Origin of the sequence: Pseudomonas amygdali (assembly GCF_002699855.1) — a bacterium.
GTDB lineage: Bacteria > Pseudomonadota > Gammaproteobacteria > Pseudomonadales > Pseudomonadaceae > Aquipseudomonas > Aquipseudomonas amygdali.
The window spans coordinates 1-19,796 of the sequence record NZ_LKBW01000003.1 but is presented as its reverse complement, the minus strand read 5'-3'; the positions used below and the strand labels follow the sequence as shown (position 1 = coordinate 19,796).

19 protein-coding genes and 1 pseudogene are annotated in these 19,796 nt (G+C 58.4%); 16 read left to right on the top strand and 4 right to left on the bottom strand.

The window, feature by feature from the left end; genetic code table 11:
- From AO277_RS01015 to tspR, 16 genes are all read left to right on the top strand, one after another.
- On the top strand, positions 1 to 196 hold a 196-nt coding region (locus tag AO277_RS01015), incomplete at its 5' end, for a type II secretion system F family protein (protein WP_371411861.1).
- Entirely contained in the window at positions 197 to 1,081 is an 885-nt protein-coding gene (locus AO277_RS01010; protein ID WP_044319325.1) for a type II secretion system F family protein, read from the top strand. It abuts the gene before it with no gap.
- Positions 1,082 to 1,117: 36 nt separating this feature from the next.
- The gene (locus AO277_RS01005; RefSeq protein ID WP_044319324.1) at positions 1,118 to 1,819 is read left to right on the top strand and encodes a tetratricopeptide repeat protein; all 702 of its coding nucleotides are present in this window, start codon (positions 1,118 to 1,120) and stop codon (positions 1,817 to 1,819) included.
- Positions 1,816 to 2,088: a DUF3613 domain-containing protein gene (locus AO277_RS01000; RefSeq protein WP_044319323.1), complete on the top strand. Its 273-nt coding sequence runs from the start codon at positions 1,816 to 1,818 to the stop codon at positions 2,086 to 2,088. The genes AO277_RS01005 and AO277_RS01000 overlap by 4 nt, the downstream gene beginning before the upstream one ends.
- 111 nt (positions 2,089 to 2,199) lie before the next feature.
- Positions 2,200 to 3,999 (top strand): protein-disulfide reductase DsbD, encoded by a 1,800-nt coding sequence (locus tag AO277_RS00995; protein WP_257214182.1) that lies wholly within the window; start codon positions 2,200 to 2,202, stop codon positions 3,997 to 3,999.
- 129 nt (positions 4,000 to 4,128) lie between these two features.
- Positions 4,129 to 4,581, top strand: coding sequence for a type II 3-dehydroquinate dehydratase (aroQ, locus tag AO277_RS00990; RefSeq protein ID WP_002555369.1), 453 nt, complete (start codon positions 4,129 to 4,131; stop codon positions 4,579 to 4,581).
- Between the two features lie 76 nt (positions 4,582 to 4,657).
- Complete coding sequence (gene accB, locus AO277_RS00985; RefSeq protein ID WP_002555370.1) at positions 4,658 to 5,113, top strand: acetyl-CoA carboxylase biotin carboxyl carrier protein; 456 nt, start codon at positions 4,658 to 4,660, stop codon at positions 5,111 to 5,113.
- Between the two features lie 17 nt (positions 5,114 to 5,130).
- Positions 5,131 to 6,474 (top strand): acetyl-CoA carboxylase biotin carboxylase subunit, encoded by a 1,344-nt coding sequence (accC, locus tag AO277_RS00980; protein ID WP_002555371.1) that lies wholly within the window; start codon positions 5,131 to 5,133, stop codon positions 6,472 to 6,474.
- A gap of 138 nt (positions 6,475 to 6,612) precedes the next feature.
- Complete coding sequence (gene prmA, locus AO277_RS00975) at positions 6,613 to 7,491, top strand: 50S ribosomal protein L11 methyltransferase (RefSeq protein WP_005746710.1); 879 nt, start codon at positions 6,613 to 6,615, stop codon at positions 7,489 to 7,491.
- A gap of 24 nt (positions 7,492 to 7,515) precedes the next feature.
- Entirely contained in the window at positions 7,516 to 8,826 is a 1,311-nt protein-coding gene (locus AO277_RS00970) for a DUF3426 domain-containing protein (RefSeq protein WP_002555373.1), read from the top strand.
- A gap of 317 nt (positions 8,827 to 9,143) precedes the next feature.
- Positions 9,144 to 10,157, top strand: a complete 1,014-nt coding sequence (dusB, locus tag AO277_RS00965) for a tRNA dihydrouridine synthase DusB (RefSeq protein ID WP_044319321.1) — start codon at positions 9,144 to 9,146, stop codon at positions 10,155 to 10,157.
- The gene (gene fis / locus AO277_RS00960) at positions 10,154 to 10,474 is read left to right on the top strand and encodes a DNA-binding transcriptional regulator Fis (RefSeq protein WP_002555375.1); all 321 of its coding nucleotides are present in this window, start codon (positions 10,154 to 10,156) and stop codon (positions 10,472 to 10,474) included. Before dusB ends, fis begins: the two co-directional genes overlap by 4 nt.
- Positions 10,475 to 10,554: 80 nt before the next feature.
- Positions 10,555 to 12,159: a bifunctional phosphoribosylaminoimidazolecarboxamide formyltransferase/IMP cyclohydrolase gene (gene purH, locus AO277_RS00955; protein ID WP_044319320.1), complete on the top strand. Its 1,605-nt coding sequence runs from the start codon at positions 10,555 to 10,557 to the stop codon at positions 12,157 to 12,159.
- A 116-nt stretch (positions 12,160 to 12,275) separates the two neighbouring features.
- Positions 12,276 to 13,571 (top strand): phosphoribosylamine--glycine ligase, encoded by a 1,296-nt coding sequence (gene purD / locus AO277_RS00950; RefSeq protein ID WP_044319327.1) that lies wholly within the window; start codon positions 12,276 to 12,278, stop codon positions 13,569 to 13,571.
- 90 nt (positions 13,572 to 13,661) lie between these two features.
- Positions 13,662 to 16,451 (top strand): hybrid sensor histidine kinase/response regulator RetS, encoded by a 2,790-nt coding sequence (gene retS / locus AO277_RS00945; protein WP_044319319.1) that lies wholly within the window; start codon positions 13,662 to 13,664, stop codon positions 16,449 to 16,451.
- A 72-nt stretch (positions 16,452 to 16,523) separates the two neighbouring features.
- Positions 16,524 to 17,120 (top strand): type III secretion system genes modulator TspR, encoded by a 597-nt coding sequence (gene tspR, locus AO277_RS00940; RefSeq protein WP_004655739.1) that lies wholly within the window; start codon positions 16,524 to 16,526, stop codon positions 17,118 to 17,120.
- Between the two features lie 6 nt (positions 17,121 to 17,126).
- Here tspR and AO277_RS00935 read toward each other — a convergent pair whose 3' ends face one another.
- The 4 genes and pseudogenes from AO277_RS00935 to AO277_RS00920 all read right to left on the bottom strand — a co-directional run.
- Positions 17,127 to 17,762 (bottom strand): hypothetical protein, encoded by a 636-nt coding sequence (locus tag AO277_RS00935; protein ID WP_004655741.1) that lies wholly within the window; start codon positions 17,760 to 17,762, stop codon positions 17,127 to 17,129.
- Between the two features lie 35 nt (positions 17,763 to 17,797).
- Positions 17,798 to 18,433 carry a hypothetical protein gene (locus AO277_RS00930; protein WP_044319318.1) on the bottom strand — a complete coding sequence of 212 codons (636 nt, stop codon included), beginning with the start codon at positions 18,431 to 18,433 and terminating at the stop codon, positions 17,798 to 17,800.
- Positions 18,426 to 19,124 (bottom strand): hypothetical protein, encoded by a 699-nt coding sequence (locus AO277_RS00925; RefSeq protein ID WP_044319317.1) that lies wholly within the window; start codon positions 19,122 to 19,124, stop codon positions 18,426 to 18,428. Before AO277_RS00925 ends, AO277_RS00930 begins: the two co-directional genes overlap by 8 nt.
- Before the next feature lie 67 nt (positions 19,125 to 19,191).
- Positions 19,192 to 19,722, bottom strand: a pseudogene (locus AO277_RS00920) (hypothetical protein); the annotation flags it as partial.
- Positions 19,723 to 19,796: the final 74 nt, after the last annotated feature.

The window sequence follows — 19,796 nt, the reverse complement described above, 5'->3', positions numbered from 1 at the left end:
CCCCAGCCGACTTTTCGTACAAAACCTAGTGCTGGCGCTGCTGCCAGTCGGCATGGCCGGCTACTTTCTGACCGTGAACCCCAGCTATCTGTTGCATATGTGGAACGATGACAGCGGGAAGATCATGTTGAGCATGGCCTTCGTCCTGCAGGCAACAGGGTGTGTGGTGCTGTGGCGCATGTTGAGGAGCATTTAGATGGAACTGTTACTCGCTGCCGTGATGCTCGCCGCTGCCGCATTTCTGCTGCTGTCCGGCATGGCTCGGCAACGCCGTAACGAACGCTTGGTGGCAAGACTTTTGAGGGGCCAGGTGATTCGCGAAAGCCGCATCGGCAGCCTGTTGCGGTTGCTCGGCGATACCAGCATTGGCCAGCGCAGCATCAGCCTGGACTCGGAAACCCAGATGTTGCTCAATCGAATCGGCTGGCGGCGCGCCAGCAAACGCTCATTGTTTGCCGCATGCCAGGTCGGCGTTCCGGTCGGCCTGATGGTCGTGGTCATTGTGGCCCAACTGCTGCTTTTCAAAGGCGTCGAGCAGCCGCTCATAGCGCCGGTATTTGCCTTGGGAATCGGTTATCTGCTGCCCAAACGAATTCTCGCGGCCGTCGCTCAGCGCCGCCAGAAACAGGTGGTGGTGGAAATTTCTACGTTTATCCCGTTGCTGCGCATCCTGTTCGAGTCCGGCATGGCCGTCGAGCAGGCGCTACGCGTGCTGAGTCTTGAAGGTAAAGACTTGCTGCCGGTGCTCTCCGAGGAAATTCGTGTGGTGCTGGTGCGGGTCGACTCCGGCCTGGAACTGGGCGAAGAACTGCGAAAAACCGCGGCCTTGCTGGCCGTCGACGAATTGAGTGACACATGTGTGATCCTCAATCAGTTGATTCATCAGGGCGGCGGCGCATTGAAGTCTCTGCTCACGCTCAAGCAACTGATTGACGACCGACGCCTGACCCGCCTGCAGGAATATATTTCCAAACTGTCGGCAAAGATGTCGGTGGTCATGATGGTGTTTCTGTTTCCAGCCCTGCTGATCGTGTTGGCGGGCCCTGGATTTATCGCCATAAGTCGCGCACTGGGCAGTTGAATCCAGTGTTACCCGTGCACGAAAGGACGCATTGCAATGAAACCAGTGATCGCACTACTCGGGCTGCTGTTGCTGAACGGATGTACCAGTGATGGCAGCGCGCTCTGGACACAAGCCACGGCTCAGTCCGGCCAATGCCCCAAACTGACATCGGATCAGGAGTTCTCCCTGAATCTGGCTCAGAGCATGGCAGATGAGGGACGCTTGCATGCCAGCCTCGCCAATCTGGAAAGCCTGCCGGACAGCCTGGGCGAGGTTCGCCTGCGCAAGGCACGGGTATTGCGGCTGTTGGGCAGCAACGAAGCCGAGCCGCTGTATCGCAGCCTGCTGGGCACCTGTCGGGCAGCCGAGGGTGAGCATGGGCTGGGACAACTGGCTGCGGCGCGTGGCGACAATGCGCTGGCTCAGCAACATCTGCTCATGGCCAGCAAACTGCAACCGACTGACGAAAAAATCCGCAACGACCTGGGCGTTGTCTATCTCAATCAGTTGAAACTGGAACAGGCGCGCTTCCAGTTCCTCACCGCCATGGAGCTCAAACAGTCCGATCCGCTGGCGGCAATCAATCTGGCCACCTTGCTGATCTACCAGAACAAATGGAAGCAAGCAGCCGAACTGGCCTCTCGAGCCGGACTGACGCCCGAGCAGATCACCGAGGCTCAGGCGCGTGCCGAAAAAATCGGAAAAACCCGCGCCACGCCACTCGCGTCCGCCAGTACAACACGAGCACAACCATGAAAGGCGCACTCGTCGGCAGCATTTTCATCCTTTTTATCGTCAGCAGCGCCTGGGCTGCGAGCGACGAGCAATCACCTTACGCGCAGAAACAGACTGAAACCTGGCTGCAACTGCAAGCCAGCGGCAAGGCTGCATCGCCGACGCTACAAATCAATACCGCCGCCGAGCGTGACCTGAGCCTGCAACGCTGGCTGGAAACCTATAAGTACAAAATCCCCGAGTACTACGAACAGGAGGCTGGCGGCAAGTTTTCAGCGGGTAGCAAGTAGCCTCGCGGGGTGGTTCTGTCACCTGAATGACACTGCACCTTACAAACCTCCTGTCAGCAGGCCGCGAAACACTCCGCTATCATGCGCGGACTTTCGAGATTCGAGACTGCCATGCGCCGTTTGTTATACCTGATGTTATTGATCCTGGCCCTGCCCGCCTTCGGTGCCGGTCTACTGGACAGCCGCCCATCGTCAACCCTGGGCGGCGGCTCGCTGGATAACAGCAAGGACTTCCTACCCGTGCGGCAGGCTTTTCAGTTGAGCCTGATCGAAACCACGCCAGAATCGATCAAGCTAAGGCTGGTCGCCACCGATGGCTATTATCTGTATCGCCATCGTTTCCAGTTTCGCACCGAGCCTGCTGATATAGGCCTGGGTGAAGCACAACTGCCCAAGGGCGAACAGAAACACGACGAATACTTTGGCGATGTCGAGGTCTATCACGGCATTCTCGACATCGACCTGCCACGCAAACCCGGTGAACAATGCCCCTTCACGCTCGCTGTCACCTATCAGGGCTGCGCCGACAAGGGCCTGTGCTACCCGCCTGAAACCGAGCGTTTGAACATTGGCGATGTGGCCACCAGCCCTGCCGTCTCGGCATCCGCCACTACAGCAGCCACCTCAGCCACCTCAGCCGCCTGGAGCTGGAAAGAACTGGCGCTGTTTTTCCTCGCAGGCGTAGGTCTGACCTTTACCCCCTGTGTACTGCCGATGCTGCCGATTCTGTCCGGCGTGGTGCTGCGCGGCAAGGTTGGCGGCCTGCGCGGCCTGAGCCTGTCACTGGCTTACGTACTGCCGATGGCGGCTTGTTTTGCCTTGCTTGGCGCGCTGATGGGTATGTTTGGCGCGAGCCTGAACCTGCAGGCACGCCTGCAATCGGCCTGGGTTCTGGTGCCGTTTTCAGCGTTTTTCGTGATCTTTGCCATCGCCATGTTTGGCGCTTTCGAACTGCGTCTGCCGCAGTCGATCAGTTCTCGTCTGGACCGTATCGCCGGCAAGACCGAAGGCGGATCACTATGGGGCGCAGCCGTGCTGGGCGTGGTTTCCAGCCTGCTGGTCTCCCCCTGTGTTTCCGCCCCTCTGGCCGGTGCGCTGCTGTATATCAGCGCCAGCGGCGACGCCGTTGGTGGCGGGCTGAAACTATTTGCGCTGGGCCTGGGCATGGGCGCGCCATTGCTGTTGATAGCCACCGGTGGTGCTGCATGGCTGCCGAAAAGCGGGCCTTGGCTGGTCACGGTGAAAAATGCAATCGGTGTACTGCTGCTGGCGCTGGCCATCGGTTTGCTGAGCCGCGTTTTGCCGGGCCAGATCACCTTGTTGCTGGTCGGCCTGCTGTCTGCGGGTGTTGCGCTGTTTCTCGGCGCACTGGAGTTCACTGAAAAGACCACTCGGCAAAAGCTCGCTCAACTGCTCGGTCTGGCGCTGTTGGTTTATGCGCTGGCCAGCTGGTATGGCGCGCTGTCCGGACAAACCGACCCGCTGCGTCCGCTGGGGCGCGAATACGCCACGGCAAACAACCCAACAGTCACATCAAGCTCGAACCAGTGGCAAAACATCACCACCTCAGCCGAACTGGACCGCGTGATGCAGGAAGCGCGAAACGCAGGCAAACCGCTGTTGCTCGACTGGTACGCTGACTGGTGCATCAGTTGCAAGGTCATCGAGCACGAAGTTCTGCCCGATCCTGGGGTCGTTGCCGGATTATCGGGTTACAGCCTGGTTCGCTTCGACATGACAGACAGCAATGCAGAGCAACGCGCCCTGCTCGACCGCTACAAGCTGTTCGGTCCTCCCGCGCTGCTGTTTTTCGCTAAAAACGGCGAAGAGCTGCAAAATGTGCGAGTCGTCGGCGAAATCGACGCCGCAGGCCTGATTGAACGCTTGAACAGGGCAAATGACCAAAACTAAACGGTGAGTCACAAACTTTGCGCGAATATCGCTCATCGTGCTGGCTACTGTTGTTAACTGGACAGTCCACTGCCCTTCCGGCATAGTCGCCGGGCGTAAACCGCTCGCAGACAATAAAAGGAACACGCAATGGCGACTATCCTGGTCCTTCACGGGCCCAACCTGAACCTGCTGGGCACTCGGGAACCCGGGGTCTACGGCACCATCACCCTGCCCCAGATCAATCAGGACCTGGAGCAACGCGCGCGCGATGCCGGTCACCACCTGATGTATCTGCAAAGCAATGCCGAGTATGAACTGATCGACCGTATTCACGCCGCGCGCGGTGAGGGTGTGGACTTTATTTTGATCAATCCGGCTGCTTTTACGCACACAAGCGTTGCAATACGTGACGCGCTGATGGGAGTGAGCATCCCATTCATCGAAGTGCATTTATCAAACGTGCACAAACGCGAACCTTTCCGCCATCACTCCTACTTTTCAGATGTCGCTGTAGGAGTGATCTGCGGCCTGGGAGCCAGCGGATACCGCCTGGCCCTGGAAGCCGCCCTGGAACAACTGGCCGCCAGTGCCAAGCCATGACGAGTCCAGCCTGACGCTGACCACATCGCTTGAAACGGCCGACAAATTGCCCTTACAGAACCTTGGGAGTTGATTAATGGATATTCGCAAAGTCAAGAAGCTGATCGAATTGCTGGAAGAGTCCGGCATCGACGAGCTGGAAATTCGTGAAGGCGAAGAATCCGTACGGATCAGCCGTCACAGCAAGACTCCAGCGCAGCCTTACTACGCGCCAGCCCCGGTTGCTGCGCCTGTCGCCGCACCGGCTCCAGCAGCCGCTCCGGCCGCAGCAGAAGCACCATCGGCTCCGAAACTGAACGGCTTTGTGGTCAAGTCGCCAATGGTCGGTACGTTCTACCGCACCCCGGCACCTACTTCGCCTGCATTCGTCGAAGTGGGTCAGACCGTCAAGAAAGGCGACACCATCTGCATCGTTGAAGCGATGAAAATGATGAACCACATCCAGGCAGAAGCCAGCGGCGTGATCGAATCCATCCTGGTAGAAAACGGTCAGCCGGTTGAGTTTGACCAGCCGCTGTTCACAATCGTTTGACCCGGGGAGAGCCTGCGATGTTGGAAAAAGTTCTAATCGCCAACCGCGGCGAAATTGCCTTGCGCATCTTGCGTGCCTGTAAAGAACTGGGCATCAAGACCGTCGCTGTACACTCCACGGCAGATCGCGAGTTGATGCACCTGGGCCTGGCAGACGAAACCGTCTGCATTGGTCCGGCACCGGCCAATCTGTCCTACCTGAACATTCCGGCGATCATCTCGGCTGCCGAAGTGACCGGTGCCACGGCGATCCACCCTGGCTACGGCTTCCTCGCTGAAAACGCCGATTTCGCCGAACAGGTCGAAAAATCGGGTTTTGCCTTCATCGGCCCGAAAGCAGACACCATCCGCCTGATGGGCGACAAGGTTTCTGCCAAGGACGCCATGAAGCTGGCCAACGTGCCAACCGTTCCGGGCTCCGACGGCCCGCTGCCGGAAGACGAAGCAACCGCTCTGCGCATTGGTCGTGAAGTGGGTTACCCGGTGATCATCAAGGCCGCCGGTGGCGGTGGTGGTCGCGGCATGCGTGTGGTTCATCGCGAAGAAGACCTGATCGAAGCCGCCTCCCAGACCCGCGCCGAAGCTGCGGCCTGGTTCAGCAACCCGATGGTCTACCTGGAAAAATACCTGACTAACCCGCGTCACGTGGAAGTCCAGGTCATTTCCGACGGCCAGGGCCAGGCGATTCATCTGGGCGACCGCGACTGCTCGCTGCAGCGCCGTCACCAGAAGGTTCTGGAAGAAGCACCGGCACCGTTCATCGACGAACAGGCGCGTGCGGATGTTCTGGCTGCCTGCGTCAAGGCGTGTATCGATATCGGCTATCGCGGCGCGGGTACTTTCGAGTTCCTGTACGAGAACGGTCGTTTCTACTTCATCGAGATGAACACCCGTGTTCAGGTGGAGCACCCGGTATCCGAAATGGTCACCGGTATCGACATCGTCAAGGAGATGCTCAGCATCGCCGCCGGCAACAAACTGTCGTACACCCAGGATGACGTGGTCATCAAAGGGCATGCGCTGGAATGCCGGATCAACGCCGAAGACCCGAAAACCTTCGTTCCAAGCCCAGGTCTGGTCAAGCACTTCCACGCACCGGGCGGCAACGGTGTGCGGGTCGATTCGCACCTGTACAGCGGCTACAAGGTTCCGTCCAACTACGACTCGCTGATCGGCAAAGTGATCACCTGGGGCGCGACCCGCGAAGAAGCCATGGCACGCATGCGCAATGCCCTGGACGAAATCGTGGTCGACGGAATCAAGACCAATATCCCGCTGCACCGTGATCTGACCCGTGATGAAGGCTTCTGCGAAGGCGGAGTCAACATCCACTACCTGGAGCACAAACTGGCCAATCAATAAGCCAGTGTGTTTCAGAACGACAAAGCCGCAGCGATGCGGCTTTGTTGTTTGCAGCGCATAGCAGTAAACTTGCCCGCTTCCTGCGGCCGTGTCGGCCGTGCAAGCCGCACTTAATTTCCGAATCGAAGGTAATCCGCCATGCCTTGGCTGCAAGTCCGTCTCGCCATCAGCCCAGAACAAGCCGAAACCTACGAAGACGCCCTTCTTGAAGTCGGCGCCGTGTCCGTGACATTCATGGACGCCGAAGACCAGCCGATTTTCGAGCCTGAACTCAACACCACGCCGCTATGGACACACACCCATTTGCTGGCGCTGTTCGAAGCCGACACCAATGCCGAAATGGCCTTGGCACACCTGAGCCTGCTGACCGGCGAAGAACTGCCCGAGCACAGCGCCGAAGTCATCGAAGATCAGGACTGGGAGCGCAGCTGGATGGATAACTTCCAGCCAATGTGTTTCGGCAAGCGCCTGTGGATCGTGCCAAGCTGGCATGCTGCACCGCAACCGGATGCCGTGAACCTGCTGCTTGATCCTGGCCTGGCATTCGGCACCGGCACCCATCCGACCACCGCACTGTGCCTTGAATGGCTGGACGGCCAGGACCTCAAAGGCTGCAACGTGCTGGATTTCGGTTGCGGCTCGGGCATTCTGGCCATCGCCGCTCTGCTGCTGGGTGCCGAACAGGCCGTGGGCACTGACATCGACGTGCAGGCACTGGAAGCCTCTCGTGACAATGCCGGACGCAATAACATCGCTGCCGAGCGCTTCCCGCTGTACCTGCCCGAGGACTTGCCACATCAGCAAGCCGATGTGCTGGTCGCCAACATTCTGGCTGGCCCGCTGGTTTCCCTGGCACCGCAACTGGCATCGCTGGTCAGGACCGGCGGTCGCCTGGCGCTGTCAGGCATCCTGGCCGAACAGGGTGAGGAAGTCGCTGCGGCCTATGCTGACAGCTTTGATCTGGACCCGATCGCAAACCGAGATGGCTGGGTACGCATCACGGGACGCCGCCGTTAACCGCCGCTTCAACCGGACAGCCGCATGACCGACAGTTTTGTCACCCAGTGCCCGCACTGCCAGACCAGTTTCAGAGTCAGCCACGCTCAACTGAGCGTGGCCCGCGGCGTGGTGCGATGTGGCGCCTGCCTGCAGGTTTTCAACGCAGCCCGGCAGTTGCTGGAGCAGCGCGCCATAGTCGACTCCGAAAAGGAGGCCCTGAGCGCCGCACCGGTGGTCATAGCGCCGCCCCAACCAGAGCCTGCGTCGACGCCTGAACCCGAATTGAAGCCTGAACCGGAAAAGGCCCATGAAGACGATGACCCCTGGCAGGTCAGCGAGCTGGATCTGGACAATCTGAACCTGGACGAAGAACTGGCTCGCCTCGAACAGCGCGAGACCCGACGACCCGACACCTTCGCCCGCCCGGCCAGCGACAACGGCACTGACGATGAGAACCTGACGGCGAAGCGTGACAATCGCCAGACCGACGAGGCTGCCTGGGTCGGCACGCTGCACAACGACGATGTCGAACGTCTGCCCGAGCTGCACGCCGAGGTCATCCCCGCCCCGGATCCGCCCGAAGACCCGGAGGCTTTGCCCGACGACAAAAGGACCGAGCCCTCGCTGTCACTGGACAAGCACCTGGACGATGACGAACCCGTCGTGCTTGTTACCACACCGCGCAAGGCCCTGCCTGCCGAAAAAGTGCAACGCTGGTCAGCCGTGGATGACGACGAAGATCATGACGACGACGAACCAGAACCTGAACCACGTGGCAGACGCAGCCGTAACGAACCTGCAGTGCGCGAGCAGGCACTGCTTGACCTGACTGACGACCCTTTGCAACTGGACTGGCAGCCGCCCAAACCGCGCTGGGGCCGACGCTTTGCGTGGGGCCTGTTGATCGTACTGGCTTTGGCGGGTCTGGTAGGTCAATACGTCTGGTACCATTTCGATCAACTGGCGCGCCAGGATCAGTATCGCCCGTGGTTCCAGCAGATTTGCCCGCAAATTGGCTGCAAGGTGCCGACCAAGGTGGACATATCCCAGCTCAAGAGCAGCAACCTGGTGGTACGCAGCCATCCTGAGTTTCAGGGGGCTCTGGTGGTAGACGCGATCATCTACAACCGTGCCTCGTTTTCCCAGCCGTTCCCGCTGCTGGAGCTGCGTTTTTCCGATACCGGCGGTCAGTTGATTGCCAGTCGTCGGTTCAAGCCCGGTGAATACCTGAGCGGCGAAATGGCCGGCAAGGAAGAGATGCCACCGCAAACGCCGATCCATATCGCGCTGGATATCCTTGATCCAGGCGCCAAGGCCGTGAATTACAGCCTGAACTTCCGTTCGCCGGAATGACAGGCCTACTGCCATAACGTCGGCTTTACTTGATCCAATGCAGGCTCGTTAGGCCAGGGAACGCTGCATGATCGCAGAATTTACAGCGCCAGATGCCGTGTAATCGTTCTCTGCAAGCGCTACAACCAGCTGTTCAGATTTTATCCAATTCAGCCTTTATCCAGTCATCGAGAGCGGGTATCATGCCAACCCTTTTTCAAACTCTCGGTTCGATCTGACGGTGGCGCAAGCGGCTGGCGGGACGGGCCGTTGCAGACCGGGTGAAACGGTTTTTTACACGGCCTGCGGATGATTTGGCCTCCACAACAGGTAAGGCTATGTCGGCAGTACGCATCGGCCCATATACAGTGCAAAACGGCTTGGTCCTCGCCCCGATGGCGGGCGTCACCGACCAGCCTTTCCGTCAGCTGTGCCGACAACTCGGTGCCGGCCTGGTGGTTTCGGAGATGGTCACCAGTGACATGAGCCTGTGGAACAGCCGCAAATCGCGTCTGCGCATGATCCACGAAGGTGATCCCGAGCCGCGCTCGGTACAGATCGCCGGCGGTGATCCGCAGATGCTGGCAGACGCAGCACGTGACAATGTCGAACTGGGTGCCCAGATCATCGACATCAACATGGGTTGCCCGGCCAAGAAGGTCTGTAACAAGGCAGCAGGTTCGGCGCTGTTGAAAGACGAGCAACTGGTGAACGACATCCTGCAAGCCGTCGTGGCTGCGGTCGATGTGCCGGTTACGCTGAAGATCCGCACCGGATGGGATCGCGACAACCGGAACGGCCTGACAGTGGCGAAAATCGCCGAGCAGGCCGGTATTCAGGCACTGGCGGTACACGGGCGAACCCGTGCCGACCTTTACACCGGCGAAGCCGAGTACGACACCATTGCCATGATCAAACAGGCAGTGTCGATACCGGTGTTTGCCAACGGCGACATCGATTCACCCGAAAAAGCCCGGCGCGTGCTACAGGCCACCGGCGCAGACGGGTTACTGATTGGCAGGGCCGCCCAAGGGCGTCCCTGGATTTTTCGCGAGATAGAATACTTCCTGCGTACCGGAGAAAAACTCCCGGCTCCGCAGTCGAGTGAAGTGGAACGTATTCTGCTTGAGCATCTGGCAGCGCTCCACGTTTTCTATGGAGATGTGATGGGCGTGCGTATTGCACGCAAACACGTCAGTTGGTATCTCGCAACCCTGCCGGGCGCCAGAGAGTTTCGCGCCCACTTCAATCGTTTGGAAGATACGGAAGCACAGTGCGCCAACGTCCGGGAGTTCTTCAGCCAAGGCTGCAAGGGCCCGGATAACGAGAATGATAAAGAGGTGGCCGCATGACGATGATGACCGAGACTTTAGTGAGTGGAACAACACCCGTGAGCGACAACGTCAATTTGAAACAGCACCTCAACACGCCGAGCGAAGAGGGTCAGACCCTGCGCGGAAGTGTCGAGAAGGCGCTGCACAATTATTTCGCCCACCTCGAAGGCGCATCCGTCACTGACGTCTACAACCTGGTGTTGTCGGAAGTCGAGGCTCCGCTTCTGGAAAGCGTGATGAACTACGTCAAGGGCAACCAGACGAAGGCTTCCGAGCTGCTGGGACTGAACCGCGGCACGCTGCGCAAGAAACTCAAACAGTACGATCTGCTTTAAAGCATTCAAAACAGAAAAGGCGACCTTGCACCGCGGTCGCTTTTTTTTGCTGACTTCTTTTGCTTTTGATGGAAATCGAGATGACCGACCAGACTACCCGCCTGCCTATCCGTCGCGCCCTGATCAGCGTATCCGACAAGACAGGAATCCTTGAGTTTGCCCGCGAGCTTGAAGCACTGGGCGTCGAGATTCTTTCCACTGGCGGTACGTTCAAACTGCTCAAGGACAACGGCGTCGCGGCAGTCGAAGTGGCTGACTACACCGGCTTCGCTGAAATGATGGATGGCCGGGTCAAGACTCTGCACCCCATGATCCACGGCGGCATTCTGGGTCGTCGCGGCATCGACGACGCCATCATGACCGAGCACGGCATCAAGCCGATCGATCTGGTTGCAGTCAACCTGTATCCGTTTGAAGCCGCTGTATCCAAGCCGGGCTGCGACCTGCCGACCGCCATCGAAAACATCGATATCGGCGGCCCGACCATGGTCCGTTCCGCTGCGAAGAACCATAAAGATGTCGCAATCGTGGTCAACGCCAGTGACTACGGTCAGGTATTGGAAAGCCTCAAGGCTGGCGGCCTGACCTATGCACAGCGCTTCGACCTGATGCTCAAGGCGTTCGAGCACACCGCCGCCTACGACGGCATGATCGCCAACTACCTGGGCGGCGTCGACCAGACTGCCGAAACCCTGAGCACCGAAGGCCGCAGTCAGTTCCCGCGCACCTTCAACACCCAGTTCGTCAAGGCCCAGGAAATGCGCTACGGCGAGAACCCGCACCAGAGCGCGGCGTTTTACGTTGAAGCCAAACCTGCCGAGGTCGGCATTGCCACGGCCACCCAGCTGCAAGGCAAGGAACTGTCGTTCAACAACGTCGCCGATACCGACGCCGCGCTGGAATGCGTCAAGAGCTTCGTCAAACCGGCCTGCGTGATCGTCAAACACGCCAACCCGTGCGGTGTCGCGGTCTGCCCGGATGATGAGGGCGGCATTCGTCAGGCGTACGAGCTGGCCTATGCCACCGACTCCGAATCGGCATTTGGCGGCATCATCGCCTTCAACCGCGAGCTGGACGCAGCAACGGCCAAGGCCATCGTCGAGCGCCAGTTCGTCGAAGTGATCATCGCGCCAAGCGTCAGCGCCGAAGCGCGTGCCATCGTGGCCAGCAAAGCCAATGTGCGCCTGCTGACCAGCGGCCAGTGGAGCGAGCGTCTGCCTGCCTGGGACTACAAACGCGTCAATGGCGGCTTGCTGGTACAGAGCCGCGATATCGGCATGATCACTCAGGCGGACCTCAAGGTCGTCACCCAGCGTGCCCCTACCGAACACGAAATGCACGACCTGATCTTTGCCTGGAAAGTCGCCAAGTACGTCAAGTCCAACGCCATCGTCTACGCCCGCAACCGCCAGACCGTCGGCGTCGGCGCAGGCCAGATGAGCCGCGTGAACTCGGCACGCATCGCCGCCATCAAGGCCGAACATGCAGGGCTGCAGGTACAGGGTGCAGTCATGGCCTCCGATGCGTTCTTCCCGTTCCGTGACGGTATCGACAACGCGGCCAAGGTCGGCATCACTGCCGTCATCCAGCCCGGCGGCTCGATGCGTGACAACGAAGTGATTGCAGCAGCAGATGAAGCAGGCATCGCGATGGTCTTCACCGGCATGCGCCATTTCAGGCACTAATCAGAAAAACGGCCGCACTGGCGCAGGCGTCTGCTGCGCCAGTGCGGTCTCGTACGGCGGTGGGTCGCCTCAGGCACACCGCGTACTCCAGAATCAGCGTCATCGAGGTTTTTGAAATGAATGTTTTGATCATTGGCAGCGGCGGTCGTGAACACGCCCTGGCATGGAAAGTCGCTCAGGACCCACGTGTGCAGAAGGTGTTCGTCGCACCCGGCAACGCGGGCACGGCCATCGAAGCCAAATGCGAGAACGTGGCTATCGACGTTCTGGCACTTGAGCAACTGGCGGATTTCGCTGAAAAGAACGTTTCACTGACCATCGTCGGTCCTGAAGTGCCGCTGGTTGCAGGCGTTGTCGATCTGTTCCGCAGCCGTGGTCTGGACTGCTTCGGTCCGACCGCCGGCGCTGCGCAGCTTGAGGGTTCCAAGGCATTTACCAAGGACTTCCTGGCGCGCCACAAGATCCCTACTGCCGACTATCAGAACTTCACCGAGATCGAGCCTGCCCTGGCCTATCTGCGTGAAAAAGGCGCTCCGATAGTCATCAAGGCCGACGGCCTTGCAGCAGGCAAGGGCGTGATCGTCGCCATGACCCTGGCAGAAGCCGAAGATGCCGTGCGTGACATGCTCGCTGGCAACGCCTTTGGCGAAGCCGGTTCCCGCGTCGTTATCGAAGAGTTTCTCGATGGCGAAGAAGCCAGCTTCATTGTCATGGTCGACGGCAAGAATGTGCTGCCCATGGCCACCAGCCAGGATCACAAGCGCGTCGGCGACGGCGACACCGGCCCGAACACCGGTGGCATGGGGGCCTACTCCCCTGCCCCGGTGGTCACCGCCGAAGTTCATCAACGTGTCATGGATCTGGTTATCTGGCCGACCGTCAGGGGGATGGCTGATGAAGGCAATGTTTACACCGGATTCCTCTATGCTGGTCTGATGATCGACAAAGCTGGCAACCCAAAGGTCATCGAATTCAATTGCCGCTTCGGCGACCCGGAAACCCAGCCGGTCATGCTGCGCCTGCAATCAAGTCTGGTACTGCTGGTTGAAGCAGCGCTGGCGCAGGCGCTGGACAAGATCGAAGCACAGTGGGACCCCCGTCCAAGCCTGGGGATCGTCCTGGCCGCTGGTGGCTACCCCGGCGATTACGCCAAAGGCGCAGTTATCGAAGGCCTGGAAACTGCTGCACAGTTGGAAGGCAAGATATTCCACGCAGGAACTGCCTTGCAGGATGATCGTGTCGTGACCAGCGGCGGTCGTGTACTGTGTGCTACGGCACTGGGTGACAGTGTTGGCAATGCGCAGCAAAATGCCTATGCGTTGGCTGCCAAGGTTGATTGGCAAGGATGTTTCTATCGCAAGGACATTGGCTACCGTGCCATTGCCCGAGAGCGTGGCGAAGCGCTGGAATAATCGATCAGGCCTGCCTCTTCAATCAGAGGCAGGCCGATTGAACCGGCATTCGCGGTTTTACCAGGCATTCACTCACGAAGGGATTTCATTGTGCGCTGGCTCAGGATTGCCATAGCCTCAATCGCTGGACTGCTGACCCTGCTGTTCATGCTTTCGGCACAGGCCGAGCATGGCGCAGGTTGGTCGACGCTGCTCGACGAAAAGGCTCACCTGACGCTGGATGAAATTCGTTCGGCGCGCTATCAGAATCAATTCAGTCCTACCGAGCTGGAACGAGTCACTGCAGCGGAACGTGACAGTGCGGTATGGCTGCATTACCGCATGCTGCCTACCCAGCACGAGCAGCTTCTGCGCATCTTCGCTCCGGACCTCGCCAGCGCGGACATGTATGTCATGGATGGCGATCAACAGATTGATCACCTGCGCACCGGCAACGAGGTGCCCAAGGAAGATCAGCGTCTGCCTTCGAACGATTTCCTGCTGCCGATCCCGCAGAGTTCGAACACGCTGGATATCTACCTGAAGCTGGTCTCCACCCAGAAAATGCGCCCCAGCATTACCCTGGAGCCGGCCATCAAAAGCGCCGCCGACGAGACCGAGCCGTTCCTGTTCGGGCTGCTTTTCGGTGCGCTGTCGATGCTCATTGTGCAGAACCTGACGCGCTACGGGCATACACGTTCGCGTAGCAATCTATGGCTCGCCGCCTGTGAAGCACTGCTCGGGCTCAGTGCCCTGTTGCTGCTTAACCTGCTGCGACCGATTGACCCGTGGAATATCGCACAGACTCCCAGTGCGCACATTGCGCTGTTGCTGGCGGCTGTCGCAGGCCTGATCTACACCTACTGCTTCTTCGTCCATCGCAACGCCCGCAAACTGGATCGTCTATTGCTGGGCAACGCCGTGCTCATGGGCATCGGTACTGTGCTGGTACTGCTGGACGACAGACTGCCGATCAATATTCTGACTTTCGGCCTGGTCTCGTTGACGACGTTGAGCATTCTGGCGGTGTCGATGTGGCACTGGCAGAAAGGCTATCGTTCGGCGCGTCTGTTTGTCCTCGGGATGATCATTTTCAACATTGGTTACATGGTGGTTCTGCCGGGCCTGCTGTGGCTGAGTCTGGTGCCGCCACAGTGGCTGATACTCGCGCTGCTCAGCGTGTTCTGCATCAGCGGTCTGTCGATGAGCCTGGCCCTTAGCGAACGCCATCGCAGCATCACCGAAGACCGTTTCAGCCTCAGCCGTGATCAGGCTGCGAGTACCGCCGAAATCAACGCCAAAGCCGAATTTCTGGCCAAGATCAGTCACGAGATTCGCACCCCCATGAATGGCGTGCTGGGCATGACCGAACTGCTGCTCGGTACGCCGCTGTCAGTCAAGCAGCGCGACTATGTGCAGACCATTCACAGTGCCGGTAACGAACTGCTGACGCTGATCAACGAGATTCTGGACATCACCAAGCTCGAGTCAGGGCAGATAGAACTGGACGATGTGCAGTTCGACATCGGCGCGCTGGTCGAGGACTGCCTGAACATCTTCCGCGCCAAGGCCGAGCAGCAGCAGGTCGAGCTGATCAGCCAGATCCAGCCCCAGGTGCCACGGGTTATCAATGGTGACCCGACTCGCCTGCGCCAGACGCTGTTGAGCCTTCTGGAAAATGCCCTGAAGAAGACTGACGAAGGTGAAATTCTTCTGGCCGTCGCCCTTGAGTCTTCGAAAAACGGAAAGACGCGTTTGCGTATTTCGGTGCAGGACAGCGGTGAATCGCTTTCCGACGAAGAACGTGAAGAGTTGCTGCACGCCGAACTGCACAGCCGGAACTTCCTGGCCAGCAGCAGGCTCGGTGGTCACCTGGGGCTGGTCATCGCCCGCCAGTTGATCATCCTGATGGACGGTGAATTCGGTATTCAGAACAGCGGCACCCAGGGCAACACGTTATGGCTGAACCTGCCGCTGGACGCAAAGCTGCTGGAGCAGCCGACCATCGATCTGGACAGCCCGCTGAAAGATGCCAGAGTGCTGGTGGTTGACGACAACGATACCTGCCGCAAGGTGCTGGTCCAGCAATGCAGCGCCTGGGGCCTGAATGTCAGTGCAGTGGCGTCTGGCAAGGAGGCACTGGCCTTGCTGCGGACCAAGGCGCATCTGCGCGACTATTTCGATGTGGTCCTGCTCGACCAGAACATGCCCGGCATGACCGGCATGCAACTGGCCGCCAAGATCAAGGAAGACCCAAGTCTGAATCATGACATTCTGTTGATCATGCTTACCGGTATCAGCAATGCCCCAAGCAAGATCATTGCTCGCAACTCCGGTATCAAGCGCATTCTGGCCAAACCGGTGGCGGGCTACACGCTCAAGACGACGCTGGCAGATGAACTGACCCAGTTGAACAAGGGCGTTGCTGCACAAAAGCCTGGCCCGGTCATCAATACGCCGGTCAGCGTACCGGGCGACTTCCGGATTCTGGTAGCCGAAGACAACAGCATTTCGACCAAAGTGATCCGCGGCATGCTCGGCAAGCTCAACCTGAATCCCGATACGGCGAGCAACGGCGAAGAAGCGCTGCGTGCCATGAAGGCGCAGCGTTATGACCTGGTACTGATGGACTGTGAAATGCCGATACTCGACGGTTTCTCGGCAACCGAGCAATTGCGTGCCTGGGAAGTCGGCAATCAGCGGGTGCGCACACCGGTCGTTGCACTGACTGCGCATATTCTCACTGAACACAAGGATCGTGCACGCCAGGCAGGTATGGACGGTCACATGGCCAAACCTATCGAGCTGTCGCAACTGCGCGAACTGGTCGAACACTGGGTAGCACATCGCGACAAGGCTCGCGGACTGCCTTCGGACGGTGAGCATTATCGAAGAAACTGACAGCAACGGGAAAGGCACACAGTGGCCTGATAGACTGGCGCTGCCATCCACCTGCTGCTGTGAGTCGAAGCCATGCTTCACGTGTTGTTCAGCGTCTATCTGAAAATGCTGGTGCTTTACAGCCCGTTTTTCGTTCTTTCCTGCTTCATCAGCCTGACCCGCGGTCACTCGCGCAAGGAACAGCGGCGTCTGGCCTGGAAGGTAGCGCTGGCGACACTGATTTCCAGCATCTTGCTGTATCTGTTCGGTAGAGTGATTTTCGATGTATTCGGAATCACGGTCGATGCCTTCAGGATTGGGGCTGGCAGCGTGCTGTTCATATCCGCGCTGGGTATGGCCCAAGGCAAATCGGCCGTCCAGACCGATAATATCCAGCAGGATGTGACCATTGTTCCGCTGACCATTCCACTTACCGTCGGCCCCGGCACCATCGGTGCGCTACTGGTCATGGGCGTCAGTCAGCCTCATTGGGATGACAAACTCACTGCCATCCTGAGTATTGCACTGGCCAGCCTCACGGTTGGCGTGGTGCTTTACCTCTCCAACCGTATCGAACGTATCCTGGGCGATCAGGGTTTGCAAATTGTCAGCCGCCTGATGGGGTTGTTCGTCTGTGCGTTGGCGGCACAAATCATCTTTACCGGTATAAGGGGCTATCTGCTGCCCTGATACAACTCAGATACGTGCAGCCCGCACCAGCCCTTGCGCCCTGCCGTCCAGATACCGCGTTACATCATTACGATGTGCGGCGTAAATCTTGCGGTCAAAGGTGTAACTGCCGCCCTTGAAGTGAAACAGCAGCCGTCGGCTACCTGCCGCGTGCTCGTCCACGCTCAGATGCAGACTGCACAGCAACAGCAGTACCCGATCAGGTTCATACTTCTCGCAGGGCACTACCTGGAAGCTGCCCAGACGGCCTTGTTCAAAGCCGTTTTTAAAGTAAGACTCTGCCGCCTGATTCACTCCCAATGCTGCGACAGCGCGCTGCACCATGCCGCCAAGGCGCTTGCGGTCCGCTGGACTGCTGACCTTGAAGGTCGCCTGTAACAAATCATCGACATTGCTTACGACCAGTGAGTCGCCCAGAACCACGCCTTTTTGCTGTATGCCACGTGTCTTGAGCCGGCTGCGGTAGTAATGCATCCAACTGCTCCACTGCGTCTTGAAATCAAACTGCTTACCTGCGAACAACTGCGCATCCAGAAGTACATCCTGAATGTCCGTGCGCTCCTCACTTGTAAGCCCCGGAAGAAACGTCACCATACTGGGGATATCGCCCAGATACGCCGCATTGCCTGTGCCTGCTTTCATTTGAGTAACTCCCTTCCATGGGAACTTGACCGTCGTTATAAATTGATGATTTCAGCGGCAGCACGATCAGCCAGCATGTCCTGAACAGTCTGGCGAAAAGGTTCGAAGCTCTTGCGACTGAACCGAAACGCAGTACCAACAGCATGTACTTGCATTTCTCCGCCAAGAATCTGCCAGAAATAAAGCGCTGGCCTCGACGCAATGGTGGTCATCTGCAGGCTGCACAAAAGGATCATCACCTCGTCTTCGCTGTGCATTGCACAAGGCATGAGTTGAAAGCTTTCAGAACGTCCAGACGTAAACCAGCTGCTGAAAAATGTCTTCGCATGGTTACTGCTCAGCAGCCTGTCGAGTGAGCTGCGATAGAGCCGGCGAAGCTCGACGGAGTTATTGACCATTGGAAGCTGCAATTTGCCAATGTCCCTGAAACTGTGAATTCTCAAGCGCACGTCGTTAATCACCGCGCTGCGCCGTCCACCCGTTGCAAGAATGGCTTGCTGGTAAGCGTCCAGCCATGAACGCCAGGCCATGCGCGGGGAATGCTGGTCATCGGCGACAAGTTTCGCGTGATGCAGACAGTCCTGTACGTCCTGACGCAAACCGGGCTCGACGTTACGGGCGAACGACAGGAGATTGGCCCCTGCCAGCAGGGTCTCATCCAGATCAGACATAAGGCGTTTCCCCAAGCGACATGATCATGCCGGGACGCCTGCTCGACAACGCCTTGTCGATGTCATCGCGAAACTGCGAATAGACCTGTTCAATCAATTGCATTTTATAAACGGTCACAGCGATGTTGCCGTAGACACTTTGCGGTTCGAGTACTTCGAAAAGAAAACCGGATGGCAACGGCTGACGTGTGGCGAACTGAAGCTGCGCCAGCGTCAGGTTGTGATGATCGTCGAAGAACCCCAGTTGCAGGACTACGCCGACCTGCAATTTTCCCGCATGATTCAAACCGCTCTGTACCGTCTGGCTACGCAGCAACTGAAGCGCCGTGTTATGAGCCGATTGCTTGCACACTTTACGCATCAATGTTTCTGCGTCCTGCAGGGTCTGCGCTGACACTGACGGTGCAAGGGCACGCTCGAGGCAACCCCATACGGTTCGGACAGCATCTACCGGCAAAGGCTCGCTGACGTGTTCGCTGGCATTCAGCACCCAGCCGAAACGCAGAGCCGCAGCAAGGCGGGTTTCATTCCATTTTCCGAACTCGGCGAACCTGGGGTGCTGCTTCGATGCTGCCAACTGCACATACAGCATCGAGTCCAGCACATCGTTTTTCGGCGCGACCTGCTGCGACGTGGGGAAAAACAGCAAACAGCCGGCATTGACGACTGCGGCATCCAATTCCTGCTTCATGGGAGAAATTCCTTTTTATCCCGAAAGCGGAGGCAACCCGTGCCTCCGCAAATAACCCGATCAGATTTCAAATCTCTTCGATCGCGCTCTTGGCGTTGTCGCTCAGCTTTTGCTGGATCAGGTCGCGATGGCGCGAATACAGGCTCGTGTTGAGCACCAGGTTGTCCTCGCCTTTCCAGGTTTCAACGTTTGTGTCCTGCCACTCCCAGAACAGGACATTGGTGACATCACTGTCGGTCTGGAAGCTGACCGCGCCCATGGACAGAGTCACGGTCTTGTCATCGGACTCGATGCACGAGGCAATACGGAAACTGCCTCCGCGGTGGGTTTTTGTCTGGCCTTCAAACAGGCGCAGAGGCTCTTTTTTAGCTTTCAGTGCAGCGATGGCATCCGCAGCGACCTTGAGCATCAGCAGCGATGCAGGCCCAGGCAAAGCGGCAGCCGCAACAGCCGAGCCAAGGATCTCAAGGCCGACTTCGTCCATGGTGAAACGCTGCTGGGTAGCACGATAGCGGGCATAGTTCCAATGGGTGGAAAGCCAGCCAACCTTCGAGAGTACTTCGTTGAATTTGTCGTACCACTGATCACCCTGGGTTTCAGGGCTGTGAACCGCCCCGGGTTTCTCGGAGACTCCAACCTTTGAGAGGATGGAGCGATGAAAAAACTACCGAA